General features: G+C 56.4%; 11 protein-coding genes. 10 read left to right on the forward strand and 1 reads right to left on the reverse strand.

Features of this window, described 5'->3' with window-relative positions:
• Positions 1-16 precede the first annotated feature (16 nt).
• Positions 17-1,156, reverse strand: coding sequence for a uroporphyrinogen decarboxylase family protein (locus U9R25_03060; protein ID MEA3334861.1), 1,140 nt, complete (start codon positions 1,154-1,156; stop codon positions 17-19).
• A gap of 201 nt (positions 1,157-1,357) precedes the next feature.
• Here U9R25_03060 and U9R25_03065 point away from each other — a divergent pair, with 201 nt between their 5' ends.
• The 10 genes from U9R25_03065 (at position 1,358) to U9R25_03110 (ending at position 12,339) form a co-directional block, all read left to right on the forward strand.
• Positions 1,358-2,446: a LacI family DNA-binding transcriptional regulator gene (locus U9R25_03065; GenBank protein MEA3334862.1), complete on the forward strand. Its 1,089-nt coding sequence runs from the start codon at positions 1,358-1,360 to the stop codon at positions 2,444-2,446.
• Between the two features lie 99 nt (positions 2,447-2,545).
• Complete coding sequence (locus U9R25_03070; GenBank protein ID MEA3334863.1) at positions 2,546-4,546, forward strand: ABC transporter substrate-binding protein; 2,001 nt, start codon at positions 2,546-2,548, stop codon at positions 4,544-4,546.
• Positions 4,547-4,663: 117 nt separating this feature from the next.
• Positions 4,664-5,647, forward strand: a complete 984-nt coding sequence (locus U9R25_03075) for an ABC transporter permease (protein MEA3334864.1) — start codon at positions 4,664-4,666, stop codon at positions 5,645-5,647.
• A 46-nt stretch (positions 5,648-5,693) separates the two neighbouring features.
• Complete coding sequence (locus tag U9R25_03080; GenBank protein MEA3334865.1) at positions 5,694-6,890, forward strand: ABC transporter permease; 1,197 nt, start codon at positions 5,694-5,696, stop codon at positions 6,888-6,890.
• A gap of 90 nt (positions 6,891-6,980) precedes the next feature.
• On the forward strand, positions 6,981-8,030 hold the full coding sequence (locus tag U9R25_03085) for an ABC transporter ATP-binding protein (GenBank protein MEA3334866.1): 1,050 nt from the start codon (positions 6,981-6,983) through the stop codon (positions 8,028-8,030).
• A 157-nt stretch (positions 8,031-8,187) separates the two neighbouring features.
• Entirely contained in the window at positions 8,188-9,237 is a 1,050-nt protein-coding gene (locus U9R25_03090; GenBank protein MEA3334867.1) for an oligopeptide/dipeptide ABC transporter ATP-binding protein, read from the forward strand.
• Positions 9,238-9,285: 48 nt separating this feature from the next.
• Positions 9,286-10,452 (forward strand): uroporphyrinogen decarboxylase family protein, encoded by a 1,167-nt coding sequence (locus U9R25_03095; protein ID MEA3334868.1) that lies wholly within the window; start codon positions 9,286-9,288, stop codon positions 10,450-10,452.
• A 77-nt stretch (positions 10,453-10,529) separates the two neighbouring features.
• A complete protein-coding gene (locus U9R25_03100; protein ID MEA3334869.1) occupies positions 10,530-10,883 on the forward strand; it encodes a carboxymuconolactone decarboxylase family protein in 354 nt (117 codons plus the stop codon).
• Between the two features lie 38 nt (positions 10,884-10,921).
• A complete protein-coding gene (locus tag U9R25_03105; protein ID MEA3334870.1) occupies positions 10,922-11,107 on the forward strand; it encodes a hypothetical protein in 186 nt (61 codons plus the stop codon).
• An 8-nt stretch (positions 11,108-11,115) separates the two neighbouring features.
• Entirely contained in the window at positions 11,116-12,339 is a 1,224-nt protein-coding gene (locus tag U9R25_03110) for an AGE family epimerase/isomerase (GenBank protein MEA3334871.1), read from the forward strand.
• Positions 12,340-12,343: the final 4 nt, after the last annotated feature.

Here is a 12,343-nt window from a genome sequence, read left to right on the forward strand (position 1 = left end):
AAAGCCGGCCAATCCCCTATCCATGGCCACGCCTGCGCCTGCGGGAGTTTCCCTGGCTTCCGGTGGCTATTCCGAATTGTGTGAGCAATTGCTGCCACCCGTCATCGGGCTGTGTCTCAGTTGGCGGTGACCAGTTCTGGGCGGCGCGGACCATGGCATCCAGATTCTCCGCGGGGGTGTCCGGGGAGATTCCTCCTCCCATCGAGAGAATCATGCCTCCTCCCGGCGCTGCTCTATCCAGGCAAACAGCCGAAAACTTGGACACGACTGCGGGGGACTGGCGCACGGCAACGTGCAGCGGTGGCACATTGCCCATCAGCGCAACGCGGTGGCCCATTTTGGCCTTTGCCCAGGCGATATCCGTCTGGAAAGCCCAGTTGAACACGTCGAAATTGGCGTCAGCCAGTGCCTCGAAGAGATGGGGGCAGGGCGTGTCGTTGTGATAGACCCGTACCATCCCTTCAAAATGATCAAATATCCGTCTAAGGCGGGGGGCAACGAACTGCTCGTAATGGGCCAGGGATACCATGCCGACGATGTCATCCAGCAGCATGATGCCCTCGGGCTCACGCAGTGTGTCCAGCTGGGCCTGCAACCAGGCAATGATCGTGTCGGTTACCTTGTCCAGGATCTGATGGATCAAGGCCGGTTCCTCGACGAGGCCTATCATGAGGGCAGGCAAACCCATGATCCAGCCGGCCGTGACCATGGGGCCACGGGCTGCCACCATGGGAATGTTCAGACCTTCGGCCTGTAACCGGGTTTCAGCGCGTTGATAGAGATGCAGGACCAGGGGCATCAGACCATCTTCCCTGACATTGGGCAGGGGAGCATCAGCCCAATGTCGAAGGTCGGTGACTACCGGCTCGATGGATGGTGGACGGTCGTGATGCCAGTGCATGCGGCAGCCAAAGGCCGACGGTTCGGCTGCCATGCCATACTCCACCCAAAAGCCGGGAATCCAGGCAACCTCGGGCCAACGCGTTACCAGGCCCAGATGGGTGTCAAACCAGAGGTCGGGGTCAAGGAAATAGTCCAGGGCATGAACGCCGGCATAGCCAGTTAGCCAGGGGCTGTCGACGATAAAGGCGACTGGAACTTGCTCGACCGGTTCCAGTCTCGCCGCCTGTTTGAATCGCTGCCATGGGGTGGTCATGGTTTGTTGCTCCCTGTTGAACAGTGAGAAAAAAAAAAGGGCTGTTTTGGCCGGCAGACTCCGGCATTATAGGAGAGCTGTAGCGCTGCGTCAAACCCGCGACTTGCCGGGATCTGTCAGTGCGCTCTTGACAAGACCGTTTTGGCAAGGTATCATATCGTTAGCGCTAACAACCGGTGCAAGCCCAGGCGAAGATTTCCCATGTCCAGTCGTGTCACGATGGCCGATGTTGCCAAAGAGTCTGGCGTCTCCTTGATGACAGTGTCCCGAGTCGTCAACAACAAGGGAGATGTCAGCGAAGAGACGCGTCGGCGGGTAATGGAAGTCATAGAGAGGCTGGATTTCCGGCCCAGTGGCATTGCCCGTGGCCTGGCAACCAGGCGCACCGGCACAGTGGGTCTGGTGGTTCCCGACGTCTCCAACCCCTTTTTTTCCACGGTTGCCCGAGGCGTTGAACGGGAAGCCGATGCCAACGATTACAGCGTTTTCCTCTGCAACAGCGACGAGGATCCGCAACAGGAAATCGCTCATCTCAAATCACTGGAGGAGAACCGGGTCGACGGTGTGATCATCTGCAGTTCGCGCCTCCATGCCGAGGACCTCACGAGCTTGCTCCACCGATACGCAGCAGCTGTCCTGGTCAATCGGCGGCTCGATCAGCATCGAGTCAGCACGGTGATATGCGATGACGGCGCCGGTGGTCAATTGGCAACGCAATTCCTGTTGGAAAGCGGTCATCGTGCTATCGGTTTTGTGGCTGGACCGCGCGCTTCCTATAGCGGGCGATCCAGAGTTCAAGGGTATCGGGAGGCGATGGCTTCTGCCGGCATAACCCCCGAAAACTCGTGGATTCGATACTGCCCACCGATGGTGGAGGAAGGACGTGAAGCATCCCTTGTTCTGTTGGCCGAGGTGCCCGAACTGACCGCTCTGTTTTGCTACAACGATCTGGTCGCGGTTGGCGCTCTGCAAGCCTGCGCGGCATTGGGTTACGACGTTCCAGATCGCATCGCTATCATCGGGTTCGACGATATTGCGTTGGCTGCGCTGGTAGACCCACCCCTGACGACCTGCCATGTACCTCGTCTGGAGATGGGTACCAGGGCATTTACACTGCTGCTGGACCAGATCAATGGCTGTACCGGTGGTTGCACTGAAGTACTGCTGCAACCCCGGCTCGTCATTCGGTCCAGTGCACCACTTCCGGATGGATCATCGCGCTCGACTTCCCTGCTGCAAACCACCCGGCCGGCATATCCAACTGCAGATTCACAGAGGAGGCTTTTATAAAGTGAGTTTCAAAGAAATCCAGCGTTAGTTTTTCCAAAGTCGTGGTCTTCGCCTTGGCAACGATGCCAGGGCCTAATAAAACTCTGAGGAGGAGTTCCCATGTCTACATCCACCCGTCGCAGTTTGTTGCTTGTTAGCAGCCTGCTGCTCATTTTTAGTATGCTATTGACCGCATGTGCCGTCCCTGCGGCTCCAGCTCCGGCGCCACCTGCGGAACAACCGGCCGTCGAAGAGCCTGCTGCAGAGAGCATGTACCAGGAAGCGCCAAAGCTGGCCGAGATGGTAGCAGCCGGCGAACTACCCTCAGTCGATGAACGCCTGCCCGGGGATGTTCTCGTGCAGGACGTCGCCGACGAGATCGGCACCTATGGTGGTACGCTTCGCCGTGCCTTCCTTGGACCATCCGATCACAACAACTACACCCGCCTGAGCTACGATGCCCTGGCACGCTTCTCACCCGACGGCGGCCAGGTGATCCCTCATGTCGCCAAGGGCTGGGAGTCCAACGACAACTTCACCGAGTGGACCGTCTCCCTTCGCAAGGGCATGAAATGGTCGGACGGAGAGCCCTTCTCAGCCGACGACATCATGTTCTGGTACGAGAACATCCTCCAGAACGAGGATCTGATGCCCAATGTGCCGCTCTGGATGCAGAACGCGGATGGCTCGACCGTCAAGGTAGAGAAGTTGGACGACAACACCGTTAAGTGGACCTACGCAGAGGCCAACACCGCCTTCCCGCTTAACATCGCCAACATGGATGGCGCCGACAAGTCGATTGCACTCCTGGCTTACGCGCCTGCCCATTACCTGAAGCAATTCCACCCGGCCTTTGCCGATGAGGCGGAATTGCAGGCCAGGGTCGAGGAGCGTGGATTCGAGACTTGGATTGAACTGTTCCAGGTCGAAGCCTTGCCGCATGTTAGCGGGAATCGACCCAGCACTGCCGCCTGGGTGCCCGTGGGCGGCTCTACAGTTTCCGACCAGGTTTTCAGGCTGAAGCGCAATCCCTACTACTTTGCTGTGGATGGCGAGGGCAATCAGTTGCCATACATCGACGAAGTAACCTTCACCTTCTTCGCGGACAAGGAAGCGCTGAACCTGGCCGCGGTGGGAGGCGAGATCGACTTGCAGGGCCGCCACATCAACATGAGCAGCTATCCCGTGCTCAAGGAAAACGAGGACAAAGGTAACTATCATGTGGTTACCTGGCCGACCTTTGGCGGCTCCGATGCGGTACTGATGTTCAACCAGACCTACCAGAACGACCCGGCAATCGGCGAGATCCTGCAGAACCGGGACTTCCGCATCGCTCTCTCCCACGCCATCGACCGTAACGCTATCAAGGAATCGGCTTTCCTTGGTCTTGGTGAGGCCCGCCAGCCCGTACCCTCGCCCGGTCATCCTTTCTATCCTGGCGATGAGCACGCCTTCAAGTACACCGAACTTGATATGGACACAGCCAATGAGTTGCTGGATGGTATTGGTCTGACGGAGCGGGATTCCAATGGCTTCCGGCTGCTTCCCAATGGCGAACCCCTGGACATCGAGATCCAGGTAATCCCTGCCTTTGGCAACTGGGCCGACGTCGGCCAGATTGTCGTCGACAACTGGGGAAAGGTCGGGGTCAAGGCGCACATCGAGATTCGCGAGCGAGCGCAAGGCTTCCAGATGCGCGACACCAACGACTTGATGGTCGAGATCTGGAACGAGGACTCAACGCCCTTCCCCTTCAGCGGCCAGCCCAAGATGGATCCCCGCAGTACGGTGGCCCTGACCTTCGCTCCGCTGGTCCGTAAGTGGTATCAGACCGGTGGCGAAGAGGGTGTGGAACCTACGCCCGAGATCGCCAAGATCGTCGAGATCATCGACGAGGGCAAGATCTCCGGGCCGGAGCGGCAGGTTGAACTGGCTCAGGAACTGTTCAGACTATGGACGGACAACGTCTGGGAGATCGGCACAGTAGGCCTGACGCCCATGATCCAGGGTGTGCTGGTTGTCAACGACAACATGCGCAATGTCCCCGACACGGCCGGCAACACCTGGCCGCTGCGCACGCCCGGCAACACCCGTCCGGAGCAGTACTTCTACGCCCAGTAATACTCGCCAAGTGACTGCCATCTTCCGAGGTGATAGCTACTCTTGAAATTTGCTTTCTCTCCACGTGTGCAGAAAGCCCCGATTTCTGCACACGTGGTCCCTTTTTGAGGTGAGCATATGCTCCAGTACATCGCAAAGCGACTGTTGCTCCTGCCGGTACTGCTCTTCATCTTCTCAGTGTTTGCCTTTATTATCATCCAGGCTCCGCCGGGCGATTTTGTGACCGGCTATATTGCAGAACTGGCAGCCTCCGGTTCAGCCGTTGAGCAGGAGCAAATCGATGCATTGCGGGAGCTGTATGGTCTGAATCAACCGGCCTATGTTCAGTACTACAAGTGGATGGGGCGCATCCTGTCGGGCGATTTAGGTGTCTCACTGGACTGGCAGAAACCGATCTCTGAGTTGATCGGTGAGCGTCTGACCCTGACCGTGTTGCTCGGTCTGTTCACTTTTGCCTTTACCTGGGCCCTGGCCATCCCCATCGGCATTCTATCCGCCACGCGCCAGTATTCATTCTTTGATTATTTTTTTACCGTCTTTAACTATTTCGGCGTAGCGACCCCCACTTTTATGACCGCCCTGGTGCTCATGTGGCTGGCCTTCTCCTGGTTTGGCGTCAGCGTCACCGGCCTGTTCTCGGCAGAGTACGTCGACGCGCCCTGGACCACCGCACGCGTGTGGGATATGCTTAAGCACATGTGGCTGCCCATGGTCATCCTGGGCCTGGACGGCACGGCACGGCTGGCTCGTATCATGCGAGCCAATCTGTTGGACGAACTCAACAAGCCCTACATGGAAATGGCTCGAGCCAAAGGGATGTCCGAATGGCGGCTGGTGATGAAATACCCGGTGCGCCTGGCCCTTAACCCATTGATCAGCACCATTGGCTGGTATCTGCCCCTTATTTTCTCCGGCAGCGTGATTGTAGCCACGGTGTTGAATCTTCCCACTATCGGGCCCCTATTGCTGAGATCCCTGACCAACCAGGATATGTTCCTGGCCGGCACTATTGTCCTGATCTACTGTTCTCTGGCCATCATCGGTACTCTCATTTCTGACATCCTGTTGGCCTGGCTTGATCCACGCATTCGTATGGAATAGCCTGCCCAGGTGAAATCGTGTTGACGCAAAACCTTCTTTGAGATCTATGCCAACAAGTTCAGATCCTCAGCCCACTACCTCTTTGGGCGACGATGTAATTCCAGAACCGATCGGTGAGCCGCCTGCTGATGTCTTGCCCAATCTGGCAGACGAACCCGATTCTGTTTACGTTGCAGCCAACTGGCAGTTGGTCTGGTGGCGGTTCAAGAAACACAAGTTGGCTATGGTGAGCGGCGTGATTGTCATTCTGATCGCCATTGTAGCCATTATGCCGGGTTTCTTCAGCACCCAGGATCCTCACGAGCCTGATGCCACTCAGTTATTCATTCCTCCCCAACGCCTGCGTTTTTTTGATGATGGCAGGCTTCAGCTCTACGTCTATGATGTTGTTGGCAAACGGAATCCCGAGACATTGCGCATGGAATGGCAGACCGATTACGAAAACAAGGTCTATTTGCAATTCTTCGCCACAGGTTTTTCCCATGAGATTCTTGGCCTGATCGAGAGCGACCTTCATTTCATAGGCCCAGCTGACCCGGAGGCCGAGGAAAGCTTTCACCTGTTGGGAACCGATCGATTGGGCCGGGATCAGTGGTCGCGTTTGATGTTTGGTACCCGCACATCGCTCTCCATCGGACTGATCGCGGTCGCAATCAGTACGGTCCTGGGTATTGTTTTGGGCGGCATATCAGGCTATTTTGGTGGCACTGTCGACATGATTATCCAGCGCTTGATCGAGATATTGCAGTCCCTGCCGGCGATTCCAATCTGGCTGGCGCTCTCTGCAGCTCTACCGCGCACCTGGTCTGTGGAGCGGACTTATTTCGCTATCACTATCATTCTGGCCCTGCTGGGCTGGACAACCCTGGCCCGTGAGATCCGTGGGCGATTCCTCTCCTTGCGCGAGGAGGATTTTGTAGTCGCGGCCAAGTTGTCCGGATCGTCGGAGGCGCGTGTGGTATTTCGCCACATGATGCCGACCATGTACAGCCATATCATTGCGGCTGTCACATTGGCCATCCCGGTGATGATCATCAGCGAAACCTTCCTGAGTTTCCTGGGATTGGGATTGCGACCGCCGGCTATCAGCTGGGGTGTGTTGCTTCAGGAGGCCCAGAACCTTCAATCGATCGCCCTGGCACCGTGGCTTTTATTGCCTGGTTTGGCCGTGATTATCACTGTGCTCACCCTGAATATCATGGGAGACGGCCTACGGGATGCTTCAGATCCCTATAGTCATTAGACAGTGGATGGCGTTCAGTGGTGAGCTGGATCAACCATCCACTGACCACTACTCACTACCCACTGACCCTTACCTACTGATTAACTACTCATGGACAACGAAAAAGAACCGCTTCTCTCGGTCCGCAATCTAAAAACCTACTTCATGATGGATGAAGGCACGGCCAAGGCTGTGGACGGCGTCAGTTTCGACGTCTACCGCGGCCAGGTGGTGGGCATCGTGGGCGAAAGTGGATGCGGTAAGAGCGTCACTATCAAATCGGTGCTTCGTATCGTGCAAAAACCGGGCGAGATCGTTGACGGCGAGATATTGTTCCGCCATCAGGAGTCGGACGGACATGGCGGATTCTTCTCCCAGACCGAGATCGTAGACATGGCGCAGATGGATCCGCAAGGCAAGGAGATACGTTCCATCCGGGGCGGAGAGATCGCGTTGATACCACAAGAGCCCATGGCTGCGTTCAGCCCGGTGCATACGATCGGTAACCAGATCGTGGAAGCTATCCGTTTGCACATGGATGTCAATGAGAAGGAAGCGGAACGTATCGCCGTCGAGCGTCTGCGAGAGGTCGGCGTTCCTGCCCCGGAGCAACGGCTCGAATCCTATTCCTGGGAGTTGAGCGGTGGGCTGCGCCAACGCGCCATGATAGCGATGGCCTTGTCCTGCAATCCCAAGTTGCTGATTGCGGATGAGCCCACTACCGCCATTGACGTGACTACCCAGGCCCAGGTTCTGAAACTGCTTCGCGGACTGCAGCAAGAACATGATATGTCCATAATCTTCATCACCCACGACCTGGGTGTCATTGCCCAGATTGCTGATTTCGTGGTAGTGATGTACCTGGGGCGGGTTGTCGAAACGGGGCCGGTGGATGATATTTTTCACAACCCGCAGCATCCATATACCAGGGCATTGCTTGAGTCGATTCCTACCGTTCATTCCGAATCAAAAGAGTTCTTGCCGACGATCGAAGGGTCGATTCCCCACCCGTTCCAGAGGCCGGATGGCTGCCCCTTCTATCCTCGTTGCACCTCATTTATGCCGGGCACCTGTGATAAGGGGACGCCCAGACTTTTGCCCGTCAACCAGAGTCAATCGGCCAGTTGCTTCCTCTACCACGAACTGTCGGAGCAAGTGTAGGAATTGGGCCAGGCCGATCGGGCCTGCCAGAAGGTTGATCTCCGAGAATGGTTGATTTTTGGCCGACAAACTCAGGGTACGTAAAAAAGCTGTGCTACCTGGTTAAGACCACGTATGACAAGCCATACTCGATCAATTGATTATCTGCTGAAGAGACATGTCAATTAACAATCCCAGTGAAAAAAAGCCGGTACTTCTGGAAGCCAAGGGCCTCAAGAAGTACTTTCCTATCAAGAAGGGTTTCTTCAAACGGCTCGTGGGCTACGTGCGGGCGGTTGACGACATAGACTTTTTCATCAACGAAGGTGAAACCCTGGGCCTGGTAGGTGAGAGCGGCTGCGGCAAGACCACGACGGCGCGGTGCATTCTGCGCGCCATCGAACCTACCGAAGGACAGTTGCTCTTTCGCACTGCATCAGGGGATGTAGTGGACATCGCCGTACTGCCTGAAAAAGAGATGAGAGTGTTGCGGGCCGAGATGCAGATGATCTTTCAGGACCCCTATGCATCGTTGAATCCCCGCATGAATCTCTTTGATATCGTCGGCGAGCCGCTTTTTGTTATCGACGGTATGACCGATCGCGAGGAGCGCACAGCACGGGTGGCAGAGTTGCTCCAACTGGTGGGGCTGCGGCCTGAGTATATGCAACGCTTTCCTCACGCCTTCAGTGGCGGTCAGAGACAGCGTATTGTCATTGCCCGCGCGCTGGCCTTGAACCCCCGCCTGGTGGTGGCCGATGAGCCTGTCTCGGCTCTGGATGTCTCGGTACAAGCGCAGGTGTTGAACCTGATGCTCGATCTACAACGGAAACTCAACCTGACCTACCTGTTTGTTGCCCATGATCTTAGCGTAGTCAAGCACATCAGCGACCGGGTCGCAGTCATGTATGTAGGCAAGATCGTCGAGATCGCGCCAACTATCAGCCTGTTTTACTTTCCGAAGCATCCTTACACGGCCGCATTGATGGCGGCAGTGCCTGTAGCTGACCCTCGCATCCGCTCAGCCATGACTCCTCTGGAGGGAGATGTGCCCAGTCCGGCCAACCCACCGTCGGGTTGTTATTTCCATCCCCGTTGTTCCTACGCGATCGATATCTGCTCCACCGAAGCTCCGGTCCTGGAGGAGATTATGCCTGACCACTATGTCAGTTGCCACCGGGCTGCCGAGTTGGACCTCGCTGGTGTCGATGAACTACCCAGCGCCTGATCCAGTTTCACAACGAAAACCCTGCAAGCAGAATTTCGAGAGGACACCATGAACGGACGAGAGCGAATCCTGGCAGCATTTCACGGCAGACAACCCGATTTTGTTCCCTTCGCACCCAATATCTATCAGTGGTTTTTTGTGAACCACCGGCAAGGTACACTGCCTGTTGAAGTGGCTGATGCCATGCATCCATTCGATGTGTTGCGCCAATTAGGTGCGGATATTCTGGCGCGATGGGACGCACAGGGGTTGACGAGAGCAGTTTACTCGGATGGTGAATTCACAGAGGAATGGTCAGGTGAGACCGAATGGAACCAGCCGATGGTGACCGCGTTCAATACATACCCTCCCCGCTGCACAGAATGCCGTCGCACCTTCAGGTCACCTCATGGCACGTTGACCAACAGATGGTTCTTTAGCGATCAGGCCGTCGCCGACTTCGAGACCGATCATTGGTGGACCAGCTGGGATCAGTACGAGGCTATCCGTTTCATGTTGGAGGCCAGGGACTATGTTTTCGACGCCGACAAGTTCGATATATTGGTGGAACAGGTGGCTGATGACGGTGTTTTCATGGTAAATCTCACCGAGGTGCCGCTGAAGACATTGCACTGGCTGGCAGGCGCTCAGAATGCCACCTATTTTCTGATAGACCATCCGGCAGAGATGCAAGTGCTTGCCCAAATCCAAAAAGAGAAAGTCCTGGATTTGCTGGAGCGTATCGTCGATCATCCAAGTGCAGAGATCTTCATAACCCACGACAACCTGGACACGGCCTTCTTCCCACCCTATTTCTACAAGACATATTGCCAGGACTTTTTTACTGAGGTGGCCGAGATCGTCCATAGTCGAGGAAAGATTTTTGTCTCTCATGCTTGTGGACGCTCGCGGAAGCTATTGCCGCTGGTGGGACAGTCCAGGATCGACTGCCTGGAAGGCATCACACCGCCGCCTGCTGGTGACGTGCAATTGGGCGAGGTGCGCGAGATGGTGGGCTACGACAACTTCACTGTCAACGGCGGCATGGATGCCGCGCGGCAGGAAATTGGGCAGGACGCGGAGGAACAGCTCCACGCCTATACTAGCGATCTGTTTGAGTCGATGGGCGACAAGCGGCATTTCATCTATGCATCAAGTTGCAACACCTCACCACTGACACCCTGGCGAAATCTGATGTTTCTCCGCGACGCGGCAAGAGCGTACGGTCAACTCTAACAGAGGTTGCGACATTCACGCGCTGTGCAGCCAGAAAAACCATGCGTGGTACACGAAGAATCAGAAGGAGAACCATAATGGCCAAGAACTATCCGGAAATATTTGAACACCTGCAGAAGAATATGGGCAAGTTCAGCGAGGACCTGGCGGGGCCTATGCGCGGCTTTGGCGTTCTACACAGAAACGCCGTGGCTGATGGCGCGCTAAGCACCAAAACCAAGGAGTTGATCGCCCTCAGTATTGCCATCTCGGTGCGCTGTGATGGCTGTATTTCCTTTCACGTACACGGTGCCCTTGAAGCGGGTGCAACCAGAGAAGAGATCCTGGAGACCATCGGCGTAGCCATTATGATGGGCGGTGGACCGGCCGTGATGTATGGTGTTGACGCCATGGAGGCAGTGGATCAATTCCTGGCGGCCGACGCTTTGTAGTTATCTCGATACCTTCCTAACCACAGGGACAACGTGACATGAAATACGTCTTTGAAACCGAGAAACCACGCCGTTACCGCTTTCCGACCCATACCAACTATCTTGTGATGGATCGTTCCGAGGCTACCACCAGCGAGGTCTTCATCGTGGAGATCGCACCGGGCGAGGCGCCGCCACTGCACCAGCACGATGACATGGAGCAGGTTTTCTACGTGACCGGATAGGATCGCACATGTTACCAATCGACGTTCGTTTTGTGGATCTGCTGGCCATCTATCGAGCCGAGTTGCTCCAACGGGTCGTGCCCTTCTGGTTGGATCACGCCATCGATCATGAATACGGCGGGATTCTCACCTGCATTGGCGACGACGGACGGATATTGAGCAGAGACAAATACATGTGGTCGCAGTTGCGCGCTATCTGGACCTTCTCTGCCCTGTTCAATCGAATCGAAGCCAACGCCGGGTGGCTCGATGTCGCCCGGCATATCTTCGATTTCGCGAAGCGATATGGCCGCGACGATCAGGGTCGCTGGGTGTTCGCCGTGGACAAAGAGGGCAATATCCTGCAGGACGCCAACAGCATTTACGCCGATGGCTTTGCCATCTACGGGCTGACCGAATATGCCCGCGCCACGGGGGACCAGGAGGCCATCGATCTGGCCCTGGCTACCTACGACAATGTCCAGCGGCGCCTGGCCGTGCCCGGTTCCTACCAGACCGAGCCCTATCCCCTGCCTGAAGGGGTCAAAGCCCACGGCGTGTCGATGATTTTTTCCCTGGTGTTTTTCGAACTGGCTTGTTTGCTGGATGACAAGGCCATTCTGACAGCAGCCCTCTACCACGCCGGCCAGGTGCTGGATGTCTATCGCCGCCCGGAGCGCCGGCAGCTTTTTGAGTTCACCCGGTTGGATGGCTCGCTCATTGATTCACCCCAAGGCCGCGCGATCGTGCCCGGTCATGCCATCGAGTCCATGTGGTTCATGGTCCACATTTTCCGCGAGCTGGGAGACGAGCAGCGCATTCGCCAGGCCATCGAGTGCATCAAGTGGCACGTCGAACTGGGCTGGGATGAAGAACAGGGCGGCCTGCTGCTGGCCCGTGACGCCGCAGGCAGCGAGCCCTGGTGGGCCTTCGCAGACAGCAAGCTCTGGTGGCCCCACACCGAGGCCCTCTATGCCCTGCTGCTGGCCCATGAGCACTCTGGCGAAGGATGGTGCCTGGATTGGTATCGCCAGGTCCATAATTATTCCTTTAGCCATTTTCCCGTGCGAAAATATGGCGAGTGGACCCAGAAACTGGACCGTCAGGGCCGGCCGTTTGCAGAAACCGTGGCGTTGCCGGTCAAGGACCCCTTTCACTTGCCCCGGGCGCTGATCTACGGTGTCGACGTGCTGGAACGATTGGCGGCGGCGCAAATGTCATCGGTAAACGGATCACCGATTACGGATAGCTGATAAT

The organism is Chloroflexota bacterium, from assembly GCA_034717495.1.
Lineage (GTDB): Bacteria > Chloroflexota > Anaerolineae > JAAEKA01 > JAAEKA01 > JAYELL01.